We start from the raw sequence: 20,688 nt of genomic DNA, 5'->3' as shown, positions 1-20,688 counted from the left end.
TAGGAGAGTGGTTTAATCCGCCTTAGTTCAATAGAAGAGAGAGTAGGAGATTATTTATGCGCGGTGATAAAGGCCAAGCGAAACCAGTAAAGGGGGAAGAGCGCCAGGGCTTTAAGGAGAAGTTTAAAGCCTATTGGAAAAAATTCCGCCTGACCAAATGGCTTATCTTTATTGGCTTATTTTTTGCCTTGATTTTTGAAAGTTATTTATTAATTAGTGCCAAGATGACCGATGTTGATAATCTGGAAAAGCAACTCCAGGTTACGACAGAGGTCTATGATAATTCAGGCAACCTAGCGGGGACCCTGTCGTCAGACCACGGGACCTATGTAACCATCGATCAGATTTCAGATAATGTTAAAAACGCGGTAGTTTCAACGGAAGACAAGCGTTTCTATAAGCACCGGGGCTTCGACCCCATCGGGATTGCCCGGGCAGCGGTCGGCTATGTCCTCCACGGCGGTTCGGTCGTCGGTGGGGGGTCGACTTTGACCCAGCAATTAGTGAAGAATTCCTTCCTGACCAATGAGCAAAGTCTGATGCGGAAGTTTAAGGAGCTCTTCATTGCCCTTGAAATCGAAAAGACCTACCCCAAGGATAAGATTCTGGAAATGTATTTGAACCACTCTTATTTCGGGAACGGAGTCTATGGGGTGGAAGATGCCAGTCAGAAATACTTTGGAACCTCAGCTGCTAATTTGGACTTAGCCAATGCGGCAGTCCTAGCGGGGGCCTTGAAGGGGCCGAGTATTTATAACCCGGTTGATAATTATGATGAAGCCCTCAACCGGCGCAATACGGTTCTTCAACTGATGGCTGATAATGGTTTCATTTCTCAAGACGATGCCCAAGTTGCCATGGCCTCTGACATGCCCCAGCAGAATAATGATGTAGGCAGCGACCAATACAAGTACCCTTACTACTTCGATGCGGTGATTGAAGAAGCTATTAACAAGCACGGGCTCAGTGAGGATGACTTGATGAAGGGGGGCTACCGGATCTATACCAACTTAGATCCCAACTACCAAGAAGGCCTCCAAGGTATCTATGACCAGAGCAATCTCTTCCCTGTCTCACCAGCGGGGAATACTGCTCAATCGGCAACGGTTGTTATGGACCCTTATAGTGGGGGCGTCCTGGCTACAGTTGGCGGCACTGGGGGCCACTCCTTTAGGGGCTTTAACCGGGCTACCCAGATGAAGCGCCAACCAGGGTCTACCTTAAAGCCCTTGAACGTCTATGCCCCAGCCTTAGAGAATGGCTTTGAAGCCAATGATGTGATTCCAGATGAAGTCCAAGAGTACGGGACAGACAAGTACAAGCCTGAAAACCACGACAAGCAGAGCCAGGGTGAAATTCTCCTCTGGCAGGCCTTGGCTAAGAGTAAGAACACCTCGGCGGTTTGGCTGATGAATAAGATCGGTGTCAATACCGCTATGGCCAAGTTGGATGACTTCGGCATTCCTTATAGCGATGGCGATAAGACCCTATCTTCTGCCTTAGGTGGCTTGTCTAAGGGGGCCTCGCCCATGGAAATGGCTAGCGCCTATACGGCCTTTGTCAATAAGGGCAAGCGCTCAGAAGGCGTCTTCATCCAAAAAATTGTGGACAGCTCCGGTAATGTCATTGTCGGAGAACAAAAACCCAAACAGAACCAGGCCCTCTCTGAGTCTGATGCCAAGGAAATGACCCGGATGATGCTCGATGTCTATAATGATGGCGGTACCGGGGCGGCCGTTGAACCAGCAGGCTATGAACTGGCGGGTAAGACCGGAACAGTTGAACTCAGCCAGGCTGGCAATAGCGGGGCCGGCGACGGAGTTAATGATGAATGGTATGTCGCTTATACGCCAGACATGGTAGTTGCTAGCTGGTATGGTTTTGACCAAACAAGCTCAGAAAACTATCTTTGGAATAGTTCGCCTGTCCAATCGGGCAATACCTTCCAAAATATTATGGCGGAGCTCCTAGCCAACAGCCCCAACACGCCTTTCAACCTGGAAGCCGCTTCGACCCGTTACTATAATGAAGTGAACGGGATTGCGTCCAATGATGGGGAAGAGACCACCAACAACCAAGCCACGATTGAAGACAATGCGGCCAGCCTCTTAGACCGCTTGATGGAAGGGGCCCGCGACCTGATTTCTTCATTTTCTGGCCAAATCACTTTTCAAAACTGGTTGAACGTGATATATTAAGCCAATGAAGACAAATAAAGGAGGAAATAGAATGGCCAATATTTATGACACCATTAATCAACTAGAACGTGAAGTGCGGGCCCATGAGGACTACCAGGGCTTAAAAAATGCCATGGAGGCAGTTGTTAAAGACGAAGAGGCCTTCGCCCTTTATAACAAATTCCGCCAACTCCAAGTGGATGTCCAAACCAAGATGCAGTTAGGCAATGAAATCAGTCAAGAAGAAATCAAAGAAGCCCAAGACTTGGAGAAAGAAATGGGTGCAAATGAAACCATCAGCAAACTTTTACAAGCTGAGAAGCAATTGAACCAGTTGGTGGAAGAAATTAACAAGGTGGTCACTGAACCAATCTATGAAGTCTACCAAAAAGCCAATGAACAAAAAGGCGACCAAGCCTAAGAATTAGAGAGTGCCCCCCTAGCTCAGCAAGAGCTTGTGGGGGCATTTTTTCTTGTCTGAGATCAGCTACTTGGTGCTTTGCTTCTGGCTTAGCGAAGAACGAAAGTTTGTTCGGAATTATTGTAAGCAGGGCTTTTGATATGGTAAACTTGTAAGGTAGGAGTAGTAGGCTAGCGGGGACTTTGCCCTAGCTAGAAAAAAGATCTAAGAATGTAAAAATAACTATTCCCAGTTCAAGCCATTAGGAGAATCAAATACAATGATACGATTTATACATGCGGCTGACTTGCACTTAGACCAGCCTTTTAAGAAAATATCAAAGACGAATCCCAGTTTATATGAAAAACTCCGCCAGGCCACCACAGCTAGCTTCAATAATATTATTGAAACAGCAATAAATGAGACCGTTGATTTTGTGGTGGTGAGTGGGGATATTTACCACAATGAACCGGCTTCCCTCCAAGCCCAATTTACCTTCCGCCAGGGAATGGAGCGTTTGGACCAAGCGGGAATCCCAGCCATTGTTTGCCATGGTAACCACGATTATGTTCAAGGAGATGCCCATCGTTTGGCCATGCCAGACAATGTCTATATCTTCCCCGACCATGTTGATTCTTACCACTTCCAGGCTAAGTCAGGCGAGCACGTGATGCTGACCGGTTTTTCTTACGGTCAAGCTTGGATTGAGCGGGATATGGTCCAAGACTTCCCCCAACGCCAAGCGGGTATTGACTTTCAAATCGGGGTCATCCACGGGGAAAACCAGCGCCATGAAGGCAAGCACCACTATGCGCCCTTCAATGTCTCTGACTTAACGGCCCTGGGCTATGATTATTGGGCACTCGGCCATATTCATAAACGGCAAATCTTAGCCGACTATCCACCGGTTGTTTATCCAGGGAACATCCAAGGCTCTAGCTTCAAGGAAAGCGGACCTAAGGGGGTCTACTTGGTTAGCTTGCAGAAGTACCAAGAAGCGGAACTCGAGTTTGTCGAAACCACCGATTGGCAGTTCAGCGCGCCCTTAAGAGACCTACCAAAACTTGAAAATATTGAAGACTTGCGCAATGTGGTGGAGCGTGCCCTCCATGAAGAAGTCATGTATGCGAAGAACGAGGCGGTGAACCTGGTGATTCGTTTAGCCTTCCGTACAGATGGTGATGAGGAGAGCCTCTACTGGTGGGACCGCTATGCTGAAGAATTGCGCGACCAGTTACAGTGGAGCTTGAGTAACCAGGACCAGTACCGCGACCAAGAGATCTACCTGGCAGACCTGAAGCTTGTCATCGATGAAAGGAGCACCTGGTCCTATTCCAAGGCCTTCCAGGATGCGCTCCAGCAGAGCTTCCATCGCTTGCAAGCAGAGGGCGAATGGGAACAATTAATCCAGCCCCTGATGCAAAACCAGCTATGGCAACGCTATATGCTGCCCCAGATTGACGGGGAGACCTTCAAGGCGGATGTACTCAACCGAGCTGTCGAAAAGATTATCGTTCGCCAAGCGGTGGAACAAAAAGAAAATTAAGTGAGGGTAAAAAATGAAAATTCAAAAAATTGAAATTTTTGGTTACGGAAAGTGGGTTGACCAGACCTTCTACTTGGAACCAAATTTGAATGTTTTTATTGGTGGGAATGGCTCAGGTAAGTCGACCTTGATGAGCTTTATTCTCTCGATTATGTTTGGCTTTCCGAATATGCGGCGCAAGCACAGCCGCAATTATGATGTTAACCCAAATGTGAATTACGGGGGACGTCTCTATTTGACGGATACCATCTACGGCCAGGTGATGATTGAACGGATTAAACAACAAGGCCGCCAGCAATTATTTATGACGGTGAATGACAATCCCCGTGAGGAGGTCTCTTCTTTCGATGAACTCTTTGAAGGCCTGTCCAAGGAAGACTACCTGACCTACTTTGGCTTTGATGAGGAAGACTTGATGGCCTTTGTTTGGGAGGATGAAGACCAGTTCGCTAAGAGTTTGGTCAGCTTGGGGGTTAGCGGTCGCCAAGTCCTCAACGGCATTACGCCAGAATTGGAAGCCCAAGCTGCAGACCTTTACCTGCCTAATGGTCAAAAGCCCCAGCTGAACCAAGAACTCAACCAAGTCGCTGCGAGCAGCCAACGCCTGGACCAAGCCGCAGCTAATGAGCAGAATTATTTTGCCTTAGAAGAAGAGCTCCAAGCCAACCAAGCCGAGCTCGAAGATTTGCGCAAGCAAGAATCCCAGGCCCAAGATGAACAGGTTAAATTGCAGATTGCTTCGCAAGAGACCGGTTCGGTGGAAGAGAAAAATGCTTTAGGCTTTGAATTGGCTGGCTATGACTTCCACAATTTCCCAGAAGGAGCGGCAGAGACTTGGCATGACTTGAACCAAGACCTGGCCCGCTATGAAGACCAGATGGACCAAACGGATGGTTTCTTGGTTCTCGATGAAGACCAGGCGGAAGAAGAGCCAGCCCAGGATAGCTTGCTGACGATTGGTCAAGAGTGGGTATTGAACCATGACCATGTCTCTGACCAGATGTTAGCTGAAGCCCGGGCTTACCGGGAACAGTTGAACAGTGATGAGGCGCTCAAGGAACAGCTCATCCAGAAGCGCTATGAAGAGCATCGGCTCTTGGCTGCCTTGGGTGCTGAATCCATTGATGAATTACCGGAAGAGTTAACGGCAAGCGAGCGTCAGGAATGGCAAAATCGCCGGCAGGAATTGGATAATCGCCGGATTTTCTATGAGAATACCAAGCATGACCTCCAGGACCTCATGGCTGAAAACCAGGACCTCCATGATGAGTACGATGAAGTCCAATCGGAATACAATAGCTTCAAGGGGACCATTAAAGAGCGGACCAGTTCATGGTTGAAGACTTTTGGCTTAATTCTAATTGTTCTTGCCCTGATCCTCGCTATCCTCTACTTTGTAACCGATAAACCCTTCATGATGGGATCAGGCCTAGCCGCAGGTGCTTTGGGGGCGCTCTTTACCATTATTGGTTTCTTACAGAGTGGCCTGGGCAAACGTTCGGTGAAGAAAGAATCCCAGGCTTTCGACCTCGACTTGCGCGATATTGAAAGCGAACAAGCAGAAATCCAACGCCGGATCGATATCCAAAACGACCAGTTAGCGGAATTAGAGAATGAATCACAGAACTTTATGGCGGAACTCCAAGCCCTCGTTCAAGAAAAGGGTGGGTCCGAATATATCCAGCCCTTGATCTGGTTGGACCATGACTATGTGGCTCAAATTAATGCCTTGGAAGCCGAAAGCAACCAATTAATCCAGGCCACTGGAGCGGCCCAGTATGCAGCCGCCCATGACCAGGAATGGCAAGATTATGCCCAGGCTATTTCTAACAATCCGCTGTCTCAGGATTCTGTTTTCCAAGCTTTTGAGGATGACTACCATAGCCTGCGTCAGTTGGAAATGGACCATGCTTTTACGGCTCAGACCTACCAAGCTGAGAAGAACCAAAAGCAAGAACTCCATCAAAGCATCCAAAGCCTACGTCGGGCCCGTCAAGACTTCTTGGACCGCTATGGCTTCGAATCAGCGGATGAGGTGGAAGATGTGCTGGCTAAGGAAGCGGAAATGTTGGCGAAGAAGGAACGTTTCGACCTCCTCAACCACTCGCTCAATCCCCAAGCTGCCCAGCTGCATGATAAGGATGAGACCATCGACCAACAATTAGAGGATAATGTCCATACCCTGGGGCAATTGACCCAGCGCATCCAAGACCTCGTTCAACGTAATGCCCAGTTAGAAATGCAGATTCGCGAACTCGAAGCCAGTGGCCTAGTCAGCAAGCTTCAAGCCGACCATGCCAGTGATGTCGACCAAGCCTATGATTCAGCGGTCGAGTGGGCAGCCAATAAGATGGCTGTATCTACCTTCGAACAGGCCAGTGTGGGTGAGGAAGGCGAGGCTTTAGAACGTGTCTTAGGCCATGCCAACCGCTATCTCTATGACCTGTCCAATGGAGAAATGGAGAAACTGCGCTATCAGAATGAAACGGTGGAAGTCCTTAGCGAAGACAATCTCTGGCTTGCTGTGGACCAACTCTCACGCGGAGAGAAGGCCTTACTCTTTGTCGCCATGCGTTTTGCCTTCTTGAATGCCCAGCTTGGCCAGTTGAATATGCCGATTTTAATTGATGAAGCCTTTGCCCATATCGATGACTATTACCGGCAAAATATTTACCGCTTCCTCGATGAACGGAGCCAGGACCAACAAATCATCCTGCTAACAATTGATGAGAGTGCAGCCCTCAACCGTGCCAGCAAGGAAGTTACCCGGATTTAACTACGAAGACCTAGTTGTGAAAGGATGGGAGAATGGAAACGATAAGACTCTTTGACGCTGCGATGGATACCAACTTTAAAAGCTTTGCCTTGATTAAAAATGCTGATATTCGACAAGACCGGAATGGCAAGGACTACCTTGCTTTGACTTTCCAGGACCGGTCAGGCATCCTAGATGGCAAGCTCTGGGGCATGACGGACGCCGACGCAGAAAAGTTCCAAGTCGGACGAGTGGTCTACCTCTACGGCCGGCGGGAGCTCTTCAATGGTCAACCACAATTTCGGATTGAGCAGATGCGCCTGGCCGACCAGCACGAACCCAATGACCCCTTGCTCTATATGCCAGAAGGGCCTATGACTAAGGAAGAGATGCAAAAAGAAATCGAAGAAACGCTGGCTGACTTCCAGCTGTCGGAGATTCAACAAGTGGTTCGTTATATCCTCGATGAAGTAGGGGATGACTTCTACTATTATCCAGCAGCTAAGAAGCACCACCACGCCTTTGTCGGGGGCTTGGCCTATCATACGGTTTCCATGCTGGCCCTGGCCAAGGCTATCCAGAAGCTCTATCCTATTCTCAATGCGGACCTCCTTTATGCCGGCGTTATCCTCCATGATATCGCCAAAACGAGCGAGCTCTCCGATCCGCTCAGCGGTAATTATACGGTCCAAGGCAATCTCTTAGGTCATATCTCCTTAGTGGCAGAGAAATTGAGCTTGGCCATCCAGGCACTCGGCTTAGACCAGACTAGCGAAGAACTCATGCTCCTGAAACATATGGTCCTCGCCCACCACGGTAAGAAGGAGTACGGGAGTCCTGTAACACCCCATGTCTTAGAAGCAGAAGTTCTCCACCGCATTGATGACTTGGATGCTTCCATGTACATGGTTAGCGCCGCTCTGGAGAAGACCGCTCCGGGTGAATTCTCGGCCTATATTCCAGGGATGGACGGCCGGCCCTTCTACCGGCCTAAGTTAGACCAAGACTAAGCAATGTGCAGATGAGTATCCGTTCCGCTTTTGAATTTAGGCCTTGAATTTTAGGGGGTCGAGAACGGCTAGTGCCGTCTCGTACTTTATCCGTACGTCACTAAATCTCGGATAGCTAAACACCACCGGCTCGAGCAGCTTCAGCTCTTGGAGCGAAACGACTTATGTGATAGCTGTTCGAACAGCGTGAGATTACAGATATCGTATGCTGGCTAGAGATGAAGTTCAACGCTGCGTCAGCAGCCTTGCTAGCTTAGTATATTTGATTGACCTTGGTCAGCGATTTTAATAAATTAAAACAAATAAACAGAAAAGAGGACCCAGTTAAGTCCCTGTTGAAGGGGTGCTGGGTCTGTTTTTCTTCTAAGAGAAAGAAGTGATAATCAATGGATATACTTGTTTATTGTGGGGCAAATCCTGGGAAAGATCCCGTCTATGCAGAGGCTGCACGTGAACTGGGGCAATGGATCGCCCAATCTGGCCACCGCTTAGTTTATGGTGGTGGCCGGACAGGGCTCATGGGGATCTTAGCAGATGAGGTCCTGGCCCAGGGAGGAGAGGTCTATGGCGTGATGCCAGCCTTTCTTAAGGACCATGAAATTGCCCACCAAGGCCTCACGCAATTAGAAATTGTGGACACCATGGCCGAGCGGAAGATGCGGATGCTGGACCTATCCGATGCTTGCCTGGCCCTACCTGGTGGACCAGGGACCCTAGAAGAAATTTCGGAAGCCATTTCTCTGGCTCGTTTAGGCCAATCGGACCGGCCTTGCGTCTTTATAAATGTAGCTGCCTATTACCGGCCCATGCAGGAGCTTTTCATGAATATGTGCCAGGCAGGATTTCTGGCCCAGGAGGACTATGAGCGGATTAATTTCATTTCCGACCTGTCTGATCTCAACGATATCCTGGCCCACTACCAAGTTCGTCAAGTAAAGAGCTATGACCGCTTAAGTGATCAATAAAAGCGAACACACTTGTTCTATAAGCTGTATCGAGAGATAGCTTTTAAATCGGTCAAATTAGCCGTATACTAGAATTTATATTGAACCACTTGATCGGTTCTAACGAACAAAAATGGAGGATTCAAAATGGGAGAATTTACAAAACGTCAACAACAACCCTATCGCTTTGACACCGTGGGGAGCTTTTTGCGCCCAGCTCGATTAAAAGAAGCACGCAAAGCCTATGAAGCAGGAGAAATTGATGGCCAGGCTTTACGTCAGGTTGAAGATGAAGAAATTATCAAATTAATCCATAAACAAGAAGAAGCAGGCTTACAAGCTGTTTCCGACGGTGAATTCCGCCGCAGCTGGTGGCACTACGACTTCATGTGGGGCTTAAATGGGATTGAAAAGCGCTTTATCGATGAAGGTGGCCAATTCCACGACATGAAGACCCGGGCAGAAACTGCTTCCCTAACGAGCCGCGAATTAGATGGCCATAAGCATCCTTTTGTGGAAGATTTTAAATTCGTCCGCGACCATAAGTCGACCGACCGTGAAGTGAAGCAGACAGTTCCAGCACCTGCCCAATTGTTACAAGAATTACTTAAACCACACAACCAAGGGACCACCCAAGCTTTCTATGGAGAAGATGAGCACCGCGAATTAGCCCAAGCCATCGCCAAGGCTTATATCGATGTCTTAGAAGATTTCGCAGCTGAAGGCGCTAAAGTGATCCAGTTCGATGACTGTACCTGGGGACGCTTGGTGGATATTCATCTCGAAGACTATCCAGAAGACGAACGTCAGGCTAAGGCTGATGAAAAAGCCTATTTAGCAGGCCTCTACCGCTATGTCAATAACCTGGCAATCGACGGGGCACCTGAAGACCTAACTATCACTAGCCACGTTTGCCGGGGGAACTACCGGTCACACTGGTTTGGCCAAGGTGGCTATGATTCCGTAGCAGACGAACTCTTCGCTAAGGAACACGCCCAAGCCTATTACCTGGAATACGACTCAGACCGGGCTGGTGGCTTCGAACCCCTAGCTAAGGTGGGTGATGACCGCTTAGTCGTCCTCGGTCTAATCACCTCGAAGACAGGGGAATTAGAAGACCGGGAAGCGGTCATCAAGCGCATCCACGAAGCAGCCAAATATATTCCATTAGACAATCTCTACCTCAGCCCCCAATGCGGCTTCTCCTCAACAGAAGAAGGCAACAGCCTAACAGAAGACCAACAATGGGAAAAACTCGCCCTCGTCCGCTCCATCGCAAAAGAAGTCTGGGGATAACAGGGTGTGAGACTTGGCGTTTAGACTCGGATGATTGGAGCAAGTCAGAATAAGAGCGAAGCATTCGCTCGCTTCTGACTTGCGAAATCACTCCGAGTCTGCCAAGTCGAACCCAACTAGGAAGGGTGTGAGCAGTTGCGTCCAGACTTGAATGACTGGAGCCCAAACGGAAAAGAGCGGCCCCAGCCGTTCGTTCCGGTTGGGTGAAGTCACTTCAAGTCTGCAACTGCGAACCCGACTAGACAGGGTGTGAGGGCGCGCGGGTAGGAGTGGACCTCTGGAGCAAAGCGACAGAGAAGACTAAAAGTCTTCGGCGGATTTTGGTGAAGAGGAGCTATTTCTGCTAGCCCGAACCCAACTAGGAAGGGTGTGAGCAGTTGCGTCCAGGCTTGAATGACTGGAGCCCAAACGGAAAAGAGCGGCCCCAGCCGTTCGTTCCGGTTGGGTGAAGTCACTTCAAGTCTGCAACTGCGAACCCGACTAGAAAAGGGGGAGAGGGCTGGCGTTTAGCTTTCCTTCACTGGAGCAAGTCGCCAGAGCAGTCTGTAGGACTGCGGCGGAGACTTGTGAAGTGACAGGAAAGCTGCCAGCCCGAACCCAACTAGGATGTGAGCAAAAGCTCATAATACATAAATAATTGACTAACACTCTAGCTCGGCGCAGTACAGCCGGGCTAGAGTGTTTTCATTCTTGGAAAAGAAGGGCATTTAAATGAGCAAGTTGTGAATAGAAGGATCGTTTGAAACTTCCTGATCGGCTACTCGCAAATGGGATGGGTATTAGCAAGTAGCCCTTGTCCTACTTGCTAACGGAATCCTTATTTGAAACTTGACTCTGCTTAACTCGCAGACGGGGCCATCATTAGCAAGTAGCCGATGTCTTACTCGCAAACAGCGGCGCCATTCGCAAGTTGCCAATATCCTAGTTGCTAATACCAACGCTATAAGCAACTTGCCAAGGTATATGAGTAGAATCCCCCTCATTAGAAAGTGCGAGGTCATCATTCCAAGCAAAAAAGCCAGGAGAACTAGCTCAATGAGCTTGTTTTCCTGGCTTTTAGCTAGATTATATTTTTTATATATAGAGTTACTTGCTTTCTTCGCTAGCTTCTTCAGCTTCAGCCTGTTTTTTAGCGGCTTCTTGGTCATTCGAAGTTTGGAAGGTGTCTAGAGCATTCTTGAAGTCCTTGTCAGTAATTTTCACTTGGTATTTATCCAAGACATCTTTAAGCACTTGTTGGACTTGTTTAGGGTCATCCATCTTTTCTTTACGGAGTTGTTTTTCAAGTTTCTCCTTCTCCTCTTCGAAAGATCCCTTGTTGCCAACTTCGTCTACCTTGATAATGTGCCAGCCGTATTGACTTTTGACAGGTTCTTGGGTCATTTCACCGGCCTTGAGCTTGAAGGCAGGCTCTTCGAATTCTTTAACCATCATACCCTTAGTGACTTCTCCCAGGCTACCGCCTTCTTTGGCTGAGCCCTTGTCTTCAGAATTCTCTTCTGCTAATTTGGCGAAGTCGCCGCCCTCATTAATTTGTTTAATCAGGTCTTTAGCCTTGTCTTCGTCCTTGACCAGGATGTGGGAGACCTTACGAGGGGCTTCGTAGTTTTCATAGGCTTTCTTCACTTCGTCGTCAGAAACATTGATATTCTTAGAAATGGTTTCTGTTAATAGCTTGAAGTAGCGGAGGGCTTTCTTGTATTCATCCACACTGCTATAGCCATTAGCGGCAACGACTTCTTTGAACTTGTCCTCATTGCCATACTGGGCCACGAGTTTGACCGTATCGGCGTCCACTTCATCTTCGATTTCTTTAACCCGGTCCTTGCCTAGTTCATTTTCAAAGATTTCGCCGAAAACCAATTGTTGGACAGCGGCATTGCCGGCTGAAGCCTTAAGTTCTTTAACTAATTCATCTTCCGTTACCTCGATGCCTTCACCTTTGGCAATAACATTCTGGCCTGCTTCATTCTGGCTGGAGCAAGCGGCGAGGCTGAGGACTGCGGCGCAAGTAAGGGCGCCTAAGCTTAATTTTTTATTCCAATTCATGCGATGACTCCTTGATCAAAATTCTTTTTTTGTAGCTTAAATATAACATAAGTCGACTCATGCTGAGCAGTATTCTAGGATCCTTTAAAGAAATTTACTCTTTATCAGCTTGGAGTCTTTCTTCTAGGTCTTCTAGGCTCATTTGGGTCTGTTCAAGGTCCGCATTGATCTTGGCAAGTTTCTCCTGGATGGCATTGCGATGGGGAAGGGTAGAGGTTTGGAAGTCACGAATGGCTTCACTGAGGTCATCACGAGCGACTTTAGCCGTCGACAAACCTTGGTTAGCTAGGTCTGACAGGGCAATCTGAGTTTTGGCTAGACTGCCTTCCAGCTTCCGGGAAGCCGCGGTAATATCTTGGCTGTAGGCGCGTAACTTGCGTCGGTTCTCTTCACCAGTATTAGGGTTTTTGAGCAGGGCTGTGACACCGCCCAGAAGAGCACCGGTCAATAAACCTTTAAAAAAACTCATGGCCATCCTACACCTCAACCTTTTCATGGATGCGTTGGGCGAGTTTAGCGAGGTCTTCGTCCGTGTATTGGTCACCATTATCCGGCATGACAACTTTGAAGTCATCGCCATCGCGGCTATAGCGAGGGATCAGATGGATATGGGAGTGGAAGACACTTTGGTAAGCGACTTCTCCATTGTTATTGAGGATATTGACCCCCTGCATATCTGGCAAGGCAGCTTGAAGGGCTTGGACAACAATCGGAATACGACGGAAGATAGCGCCAGAATCCTTGATGTCATAGTCATAGATATCCTTAAGGTGCTTCTTAGGCACAATGAGGGTATGACCTTCCGTTACTTGGCTAGTGTCCAAGAAGGCAGTCACAACTTCATCTTCATAGACGATATTGGTCGGGATTTCCCCATTGGCTAACTTACAAAAGATACAATCAGTCATTTGATCCACCACTTTCAATTGTTAATTCGTATACTAGGCTCATTTTAGCATAATCTAGGGAATGGGACAATTGAAGCGCGACCCAGCAAGGCCCCTGTCTTAGCTAAAATTTTAAACTTTAAAGTTAAATTCACTAGCAAACTTTGATAAACTAGACTTAAATTGAAAAAAGAGGAGAGGACGACAAGAATGAGTCTCAGTGTCAAGCAGCTGACAGGCGGTTATCTCAACCGGCCCGTCATCCATAATATAAGTTTTGATATCCAAGCGGGGGAGATTATCGGCCTGATTGGCTTGAACGGGGCAGGCAAATCGACTCTGATCAAGCATATTATCGGCCTACTTAAAGCTCAGAGCGGAGAAATCCGTCTTAATGGCCAGACTTTGGAAGAAGATAACCGGGCTTATCGCCAGGCTTTCACCTATATTCCGGAGATGCCGATGATTTATGATGAGCTGACCCTGCGCGAACACCTGAATATGATTGGCCTCGCCTACCAGATCGAAAAGGGGGAAATTCTAGACCGAGCCATACCCATGTTGAAGACTTTCCGCCTGGATGAGAAACTCGATTGGATGCCCAAGCATTTCTCTAAGGGCATGCGGCAGAAATTGATGATTGTCTGTGCCATGATGGTTGAAGCTGACCTCTATATTATTGATGAACCCTTCCTGGGCTTGGACCCCTTAGCTACCCATGACTTTATCCAAATCCTGGAGGCCAAGCGGGAAGCTGGGGCCATGGTCTTGATGTCTACCCACGTTCTCGCCAATGCAGAATCTTATTGCGACCGCTTCCTCTTCCTCCATGAGGGCTATTTGCGCGCCCAGGGGAGCTTGGAAGACATCCGCCAGGTCTTCGGCCAAGAAGAGGCAAGCCTGGAAGAACTCTATATCCAACTGGCAAGGGAGGGTTAAATTTGAAAGAACTCTTCAAAAAACGTCAAGAAAAAGCCTTTCAAGATTTTCTCCACTACAGTCGCTATATCTTTAATGACCACTTTGTCATTGCCCTGATGTTCCTTGTTGGGGCCCTCTCACTCAATTATTCAACCTGGGTCCACCAACTCCAAGGCAGGGATCCAGTCGCAGATGGCATCCTGGTCCTAGCCTTTACCCTGCTGACTTGGGCAGGGGGGGTTAGGACCTATCTAAAGGAGGCGGATATCCAATTTCTCCTGCCCCTAGAAAGGGAATGGCGGTATTATTTTAAAGAAGCGTTCAAGTCCTCACTTCTTAAACAAGCTTTGCTGGCACCCCTGGTCTGCCTAGTCGCTTGGCCTTATCTTAAATGGGGCCAGCAGTGGACAGGCTGGGAAGTCTTAGCTCTCGGCGCAAGCTTTGTGCTTTTGAAGGCGGCGAGTCTGATGAGGGCAATCCGTGGCTTCCAGGACCAAGGCAAGCAAGCAAATGGGCTAGGCTTGGTATTCCCCCTCCTGACCTATCTCTTAGCCTTTACCTACCATCCTGCTTGGGCCTTGGGCTTGGCGACTCTTTTCTGTCTTTGGCAAGGCGGTCATTTGACTTGGGGCGACCGCTGGGATTGGCAGAGTCTCCTCGTGAGCGAAGGACAGAGTAAGCAAGCCATGACTGCCTTCCTGTCTTTATTCGTCGATCTAAAAGCTGGCAAAAAGCAGACCAAGCGCCGGGCCTATCTCGATGGTTTGACCCTGCCCTTGACTAAGGCGCCTTCTGCTCATGCTTATCTCTATAGCCGCAGTTTTTGGCGGTCGACGGACCTCTTTCCTATCTGGCGGCGCTTGACTCTCCTGAGCCTCTTACTGGCCTTCACCCTGCCTAAACATCCTTTAAGCCTCTTCGTCTTCCTCCTCTTAAATTACGCTAGCCATTTCCAACTCTTACCCCTGGCTAGCGTCAAGCAGGGGCAGACTATGCTGAAGATTTACCCAGAAGCAGAAGAAGCAGGGCACCAGGCCTTCCAAAGCTTACTCTGGCAAGTGTACACATTCCAAGTGCTCGCTTTGAGTCTGGCTCTCCTCTTAGCAGGTTTTGGGCTTCTGGCTGCTTTCTATCTAGTGGCTGGTCTCATCTTAGAATTTCTTTTTATCCGTTTCTACTTATCGGCTAGGCTCCAGAAGAAAAAGACAGGACGTCGGCGCGGCAGAAAGAGCTAAAAGATCCAACGAAATGATTGACTATATGGAAAATAATGACTACAATAATGAATGCTTTAGTTTTTCTTTTTCGCTGTTTGAGAAAGGAAAATCATCTTAAAGAAAAAGGAGGGAACAGCATTGGAATATCAATTTGACAAGGAGTGGACCTTGCATCCGATTGGTGGGGATACGGGCCAGGCCTTCATGGGCACCCATAAGCAGGAGCGTGTCTTCCTCAAGCGCAATTCTTCTCCTTTCCTTGCTGCTCTCTCCATGGAGGGAATTACGCCGCGCTTGATCTGGTCAAAACGGACCAGTACGGGAGACACCTTCTCGGCCCAAGAATGGCTGCGCGGCCACACCCTGACGGAACAAGAGATGCACCAAAGCCAGGTTATCAAGCTCATCCATCGCTACCAACACTCGGACCATCTCTATAAGATGCTAGTGAAGATTGGGGGCCAGGAATGGGGGTGCAGCGACTTTATCGCTGACTATGAAGACCAGCTCCACCACCACTTGGCTTCCCATAGCCTCTTGAATGAGGTTTTGACCTATTTAGAAGAGACCGCTCCCTTCATTAAGCAATCCCTTAAGACGGTTTGCCACGGCGACCTCAACCGTAAGAATTTCTTACTATCTGAACAGAACCGCCTCTACCTGGTCGACTGGGAATCGGTTCGGATTGCGGATCCCATCTCGGACTTGACCCAGGTTCTTGTCCAATATATCCCGAGTGAAGACTGGGAGAGCTGGTGGGAGCGCTATGGCCTCCAGGTGGATGAAAGTTCTTATCTGCGGATCGAGTGGTTTGCTTTAATTAATCTGTTACTCTTAATTAAGGAAAGCTACCGCAAGGATCGGCAAGTGGATGTCAATGAAGCAATTTTAAAATTGAGACATATTTACGATAACCGGTATTTCCAAGACCAGTATTAATTTTAGATCGGAATAGAAGCAGGCAGGTTCTTTTAGAGCGCTTGGCCCGCTTTTATTTTTGTCATTAAGAGAGGCTATAGGGCTAGCTTTTGTAGCTACTTGGATAGCATTTGAGAAATAGATTTAGGATTGAAAGAGACATAAGGAGGCGCACTATGCGTGTAAGACATAAACCTTGGGCAATCGATATGATTAAGGATTACCCTAATATTGTGATTCCAGAACCAGACCAGGCCCAGGGCAAGTGGGACCAGGTCTTTGACCAGGCCCAGCCCCTCCACGTGGAAGTGGGGACGGGCAAGGGCCAATTCCTGATTGGTATGGCCAAGGCCCATCCAGAGATTAACTATGTAGGGATTGAGATGTATTCAGACGTCCTTGTCATGGCCTTGCAGAAGGTCTTGGATGAAGACCAAGACTTGCCTAACCTGCGCTTTATCCGGTCAGATGGCCGTGAGATTTCCAACTTTTTTGAAGCCCGCAGCCTAGACCGTCTTTATTTGAATTTCTCTGATCCATGGCCTAAGCGCCGTCACACCAAGCGCCGGTTGACCAGCCCTAATTTCTTAGCCCAGTACCAGGAAGTCCTCAAGCCAGAAGGGGAGATCCACTTCAAGACGGATAACCAGGGACTTTTTGAATATTCCTTGGCCAGTATGTCCCAATACGGCATGGCCTTCCGCCAAGTCTGGTTAGACCTCCATGCCAGTGACTTTGAGGGCAATATCATGACGGAGTATGAGGAGAAGTTTGCGGCTAAGGGCCAGCCGATTTATCGTTTGGAGGCCTACTATCCTCAACATGAAAGTTAAATAAAACACAAAAAAGTTCGGCGCGTTTTAACTGCCGAACTATTTTATTGATGCGGGAAGAGGCTGGTACAAAAGTTGCTGCTTCTTTTTAAACCTGTTCCAAAAGTCAGGCCTGACATCCACTTCACGAACTATGTCCGATCGTTGGTCAACGATTGGACATAGTTCGCGGACAGTTGCTATAGCTGTTCGACGCGTAGCGAGTTACAGATATAGTATGCATGAGCTGGTTCAGGCCTGAACGACTTTTGTCAGACTCTTTTCTTTGTTTTTAAACTTGGTAGAGGTCGATGATTTGACCGCTTTGGGCGTCTGCAATGAATTCATATTGGACTAAGTGGCCTTTTTCTTGGCGGGAGACGCCACCGAAGTAGAGCACTTGTTCTTGGCCGTAGCGTTCTTTCTTCAGGGGTTGGAGTTCAATCCAAGAGCCTTCAATCTCGCCATCCTGAGCTAAGAGGGCCTTGACTTCTTCAATCACGCTCTGACCGTCTACTTTGGCCCGTTCATTCTTGTCCCGGCTATCGATGTATAGGGCAGTCGAGACAGCCCCAATGACAGCGCCACAGACGAGTAGGGTACCAGCTAGGGCATAGGCCTTATTTTTTAAATTATCTTTTAAATCAAATACCAAAAGAAACACTCCTCTCTTCTATTAGTCCTATTATAGCAAGAAAAAGCTTAAATTAAAACGCTAACAGATGGAAAGACTAGGAAAGCTGAAATTTAGCGAATTTCTTGAATAATTCCAGCCTATGATGGAGGGGCGTTGCCTTTTTTAGGTAAAAAGTATATAATTTGAAAGGAATGATCTGATGCTTTATATTGAGAAGGCTTGTCTAGTTTAGAAATTAACTAGACTATTTTTTCATCTAGGGATGAAGCCAAAGCAAGGCAGCAAGTGCTGCCAGTAAATGAAGAAAAGGAGCAAATTATTCATGTGGATCTGTTTTTACAATCCGAAGGGCGTCGGCGATGTCTTGATGGTGACACGCGGCCAATTACAAAAAGACCAAATTGCAACGGAAACTATTGCAGGAATTACACGGATTTATAACAAAGAGACGGATAATACCATGGGCTATAACTTCCATTCCATCTCTGACTATATTAAATTAGAGGGCTCAGGCCAAGTTCGTTTGAGCGATGAGCAGCTCGATACCCTTAATCAATTGCTCTATGAGAAGGGCTTTGAAACAATCAGTACCAATAATGACCCAGCGATTGTGGTGGGCTATGTCAAGTCCTGCGTTGATCATGAGGATTCAGACCATCTCCATATTACGGAAACCCAGGTTGGCGAAGACCAAACTTATCAGATTGTCTGTGGGGCAGCCAATGTCCACCAAGACATGAAGGTAGTTGTGGCTTTGCCGGGTGCCGTGATGCCAGATGGCCTGGTGATTTGGCCAAGCGAATTGCGCGGCGTGCAGAGTTCAGGTATGCTGTGTTCAGCTTATGAATTGGGCGTTGACCCTGAACATAAGCTCCAAGGCATTATTGAAATTAAAGACGATGTGCCAATTGGAACACCATTTTCAGAACTTGACCTATCAAGTTTAACGACCGATTAGAAGAGACCTAAGAAGCTAAGGAGGGGGAGCCTTGAAATGGAATGATGAACGGTTGAAGCGTGAGCGTGAAGAGCATTTTCAGCCCTTCTACCAAAAGAAGGACGACAAGCTCTTAGCCGATGACGTGAAGAAACCCTACTTTCCAAATTATATGAACTGGCGGTCTGACCTCAATGAGCAGAAACGCGATCGTCAGCCACAGAATTATGAGAATTGGTGGACCCCTCAAAGCCATCAACAGGAAGCTAAACGCCAGCACCGCTTCGACCAGGCCCGCCAACAGCCGCTCAATAATTTACAAAGGCCAGCTTCGAATCATCGCCGGCCCAATCGCCAACATGAGGGCCAGCAAGACTATGCCCTCTACCGGGATGAGGACCGGGAAGCTCGCTATGAGAAGATTCGGCGAGACTTGCGCGCTTACGAGAACTATCAATTCCGGCGGCCTTTCCGCCCCTCGGAAGTCCCTTCGATCCAGCAGAAGGCCCAGTCACATGCAGTCCAGAGCTCGGAAAAAAATGACCATGAACGAGACAAGAAGCGAAGGCAGGGGAGGACCAAGGCCCAGTCAAATTCGGTTAGCCAGCAGCTAAACAAAGCCAATGCTACGCGTAAGGCAGCTAGTCAGCCGGCTAAGTCGAGTGAACAGAAGCCGGCCCAGACCAAGCCACGTCAGGGGGGCCTTAACCGAGATTTTAAAGCGATTATGGCCCAAGAGCGACCACGCTACGCCAAGGGGAGTGTCTTTGCTGGCCTGAGCGATGAGGACAGTGAGCAGACCCCTTATTATTCGAAACACCAAGGAACAGGAGATAAGCATAACCATGAATAAAGAAACGATCTATCACTTCACAGGAATTAAGGGTTCAGGGATGAGTGCCCTGGCACTCGTTTTACACGGAGCAGGCTATAAGGTACAAGGCTCAGATGTGGAGACCTATTTCTTTACCCAACAAGGTTTAGAAGCGGCAGATATTCGTATCTTAGATTTCGATCCGAATAATATTCATGAAGGTATGGAAATTATCCTAGGCAACGCCTTCCCCGATGACCATCCTGAGGTGAAGAAGGCTGAGGCACTCGGGTTAAAAGTTACCCGCTACCATAAGTTCTTAGGACAATTTATCAAGAATTATACCAGTGTGGCCATTACCGGCTCGCACGGCAAGACCTCAACCACTGGGCTCATGTCCCATGTCCTCTCCCTCAATGTTCCCAGCTCTTATCTAATTGGGGACGGCACAGGTTATGGCGATGAGCAGGCAGAATACTTTGTCCTAGAAGCGGATGAATACCGGGAACACTTCCTCGCCTATGAACCCGACTATGCCATCTTTACCAATATTGATTTCGACCATCCCGACTACTACCAAAATATTGAACAGGTTTTTGATGCTAATAGCCAGTTCGCTAACCAGGTGCAAAAGAAAGCTATCATGTACGGGGATGACCCCTACCTCCAACGATTAGCGGATAAGGACCATGTGCTCTACTACGGCATTGACGGTGACTATGATATTGTTGCACATCATGTGGTCCGCGATACGACCGGCTGCCAGTTTGATGTAGAAGTTCTAGGTGAGCATTACGGCCAGTTTCGGATCAAGGGCTGCGGGGAGCACAATATCCTCAATAGCCTGGCTGTAATTGGTTTCTGCTGTTTGGAAGAATTTCCGGCAGATAAGGTCCAAGAAGCCCTGTCAAGCTTTGCGGGCGTAAAACGACGCTTTAATGTGACGGAAGTGGCTGATATGACCCTGGTGGACGACTATGCTCACCATCCCTCAGAAATTAAAGCCACGCTAGACGCCGCCAAGCAGCGCTATCCTGATAAGCAAATCATTGCCGTCTTCCAGCCCCATACCTATAGCCGAACCCTGGCTTTGATGGATGAATTCGCTCAAGCCCTCGACCAAGCTGATGAAGTCTTCTTGTGTGAGATCTTCGCTTCAGCCCGCGAACAGGATACCCACCAAGTCTCCAGTGAAGACCTGGCTGCCAAAGTGACCAAGCCTGTGCAAATTCTTAACTTAGACGATATGGGACCACTCATGGGCTACCACAATGCCGTTGTCCTCTTCATGGGGGCAGGGGATGTGCCTAAGTATGGTCGAGCTTACGCTGAAGCCTTGAAATCACGTTAGAGACTGAGCCGTAAACT

General features: G+C 48.3%; 18 protein-coding genes. 14 read left to right on the top strand and 4 right to left on the bottom strand.

What is annotated here, in order from left to right:
- Positions 1-56: 56 nt before the first annotated feature.
- From QP860_RS08070 to QP860_RS08040, 7 genes are all read left to right on the top strand, one after another.
- Positions 57-2,198, top strand: coding sequence for a transglycosylase domain-containing protein (locus QP860_RS08070; RefSeq protein WP_284912537.1), 2,142 nt, complete (start codon positions 57-59; stop codon positions 2,196-2,198).
- Positions 2,199-2,229: 31 nt separating this feature from the next.
- A complete protein-coding gene (locus QP860_RS08065) occupies positions 2,230-2,598 on the top strand; it encodes a YlbF family regulator (RefSeq protein ID WP_070620052.1) in 369 nt (122 codons plus the stop codon).
- Positions 2,599-2,857: 259 nt separating this feature from the next.
- Positions 2,858-4,123 (top strand): metallophosphoesterase family protein, encoded by a 1,266-nt coding sequence (locus QP860_RS08060; RefSeq protein WP_284912535.1) that lies wholly within the window; start codon positions 2,858-2,860, stop codon positions 4,121-4,123.
- Positions 4,124-4,136: 13 nt separating this feature from the next.
- Positions 4,137-6,899 carry an ATP-binding protein gene (locus QP860_RS08055; RefSeq protein WP_284912533.1) on the top strand — a complete coding sequence of 921 codons (2,763 nt, stop codon included), beginning with the start codon at positions 4,137-4,139 and terminating at the stop codon, positions 6,897-6,899.
- 32 nt (positions 6,900-6,931) lie between these two features.
- Positions 6,932-7,888 (top strand): 3'-5' exoribonuclease YhaM family protein, encoded by a 957-nt coding sequence (locus QP860_RS08050; protein WP_070620042.1) that lies wholly within the window; start codon positions 6,932-6,934, stop codon positions 7,886-7,888.
- 386 nt (positions 7,889-8,274) lie between these two features.
- On the top strand, positions 8,275-8,853 hold the full coding sequence (locus QP860_RS08045) for an LOG family protein (RefSeq protein WP_284912531.1): 579 nt from the start codon (positions 8,275-8,277) through the stop codon (positions 8,851-8,853).
- A gap of 126 nt (positions 8,854-8,979) precedes the next feature.
- Positions 8,980-10,128, top strand: a complete 1,149-nt coding sequence (locus QP860_RS08040; RefSeq protein ID WP_284912530.1) for a 5-methyltetrahydropteroyltriglutamate--homocysteine S-methyltransferase — start codon at positions 8,980-8,982, stop codon at positions 10,126-10,128.
- Positions 10,129-11,214: 1,086 nt separating this feature from the next.
- On the opposite strand, the gene QP860_RS08035 is transcribed toward QP860_RS08040, so the two are convergent.
- The 3 genes from QP860_RS08035 to QP860_RS08025 form a co-directional block, all read right to left on the bottom strand.
- Positions 11,215-12,177, bottom strand: a complete 963-nt coding sequence (locus QP860_RS08035) for a peptidylprolyl isomerase (protein ID WP_070620030.1) — start codon at positions 12,175-12,177, stop codon at positions 11,215-11,217.
- Positions 12,178-12,271: 94 nt separating this feature from the next.
- Complete coding sequence (locus QP860_RS08030; RefSeq protein WP_284912529.1) at positions 12,272-12,646, bottom strand: YtxH domain-containing protein; 375 nt, start codon at positions 12,644-12,646, stop codon at positions 12,272-12,274.
- Between the two features lie 7 nt (positions 12,647-12,653).
- A complete protein-coding gene (locus tag QP860_RS08025) occupies positions 12,654-13,085 on the bottom strand; it encodes an HIT family protein (protein WP_067975213.1) in 432 nt (143 codons plus the stop codon).
- 189 nt (positions 13,086-13,274) lie between these two features.
- Here QP860_RS08025 and QP860_RS08020 point away from each other — a divergent pair, with 189 nt between their 5' ends.
- The 4 genes from QP860_RS08020 to trmB all read left to right on the top strand — a co-directional run bounded on the left by QP860_RS08020 (position 13,275) and on the right by trmB (position 16,953).
- Positions 13,275-14,003, top strand: coding sequence for an ABC transporter ATP-binding protein (locus QP860_RS08020; protein WP_070620026.1), 729 nt, complete (start codon positions 13,275-13,277; stop codon positions 14,001-14,003).
- Between the two features lie 2 nt (positions 14,004-14,005).
- Positions 14,006-15,220, top strand: coding sequence for an ABC transporter permease (locus QP860_RS08015; protein ID WP_284912528.1), 1,215 nt, complete (start codon positions 14,006-14,008; stop codon positions 15,218-15,220).
- 120 nt (positions 15,221-15,340) lie between these two features.
- Positions 15,341-16,141, top strand: a complete 801-nt coding sequence (locus QP860_RS08010; protein WP_070620020.1) for a phosphotransferase family protein — start codon at positions 15,341-15,343, stop codon at positions 16,139-16,141.
- Positions 16,142-16,296: 155 nt separating this feature from the next.
- Entirely contained in the window at positions 16,297-16,953 is a 657-nt protein-coding gene (trmB, locus tag QP860_RS08005; RefSeq protein ID WP_284912527.1) for a tRNA (guanosine(46)-N7)-methyltransferase TrmB, read from the top strand.
- Positions 16,954-17,224: 271 nt separating this feature from the next.
- Here trmB and QP860_RS08000 read toward each other — a convergent pair whose 3' ends face one another.
- Positions 17,225-17,587, bottom strand: coding sequence for a hypothetical protein (locus tag QP860_RS08000; protein ID WP_284912525.1), 363 nt, complete (start codon positions 17,585-17,587; stop codon positions 17,225-17,227).
- Positions 17,588-17,891: 304 nt separating this feature from the next.
- Between QP860_RS08000 and ytpR the strand changes: the two genes are divergently transcribed.
- From ytpR to murC, 3 genes are read left to right on the top strand one after another with little or no spacing between them, the layout of a single operon-like run.
- Positions 17,892-18,527 (top strand): YtpR family tRNA-binding protein, encoded by a 636-nt coding sequence (ytpR, locus tag QP860_RS07995; protein WP_070620012.1) that lies wholly within the window; start codon positions 17,892-17,894, stop codon positions 18,525-18,527.
- A gap of 31 nt (positions 18,528-18,558) precedes the next feature.
- Positions 18,559-19,359 carry a hypothetical protein gene (locus QP860_RS07990; protein ID WP_284912524.1) on the top strand — a complete coding sequence of 267 codons (801 nt, stop codon included), beginning with the start codon at positions 18,559-18,561 and terminating at the stop codon, positions 19,357-19,359.
- Positions 19,352-20,671 carry a UDP-N-acetylmuramate--L-alanine ligase gene (gene murC, locus QP860_RS07985; protein WP_070620007.1) on the top strand — a complete coding sequence of 440 codons (1,320 nt, stop codon included), beginning with the start codon at positions 19,352-19,354 and terminating at the stop codon, positions 20,669-20,671. Before QP860_RS07990 ends, murC begins: the two co-directional genes overlap by 8 nt.
- The last annotated feature ends 17 nt before the right edge of the window (positions 20,672-20,688 follow it).

Source organism: Aerococcus sp. UMB1112A (assembly GCF_030230715.1).
Lineage (GTDB): Bacteria > Bacillota > Bacilli > Lactobacillales > Aerococcaceae > Aerococcus.
Note: the sequence above shows the minus strand (reverse complement) of the source record. Positions and strands in the feature narration are given on the sequence as shown.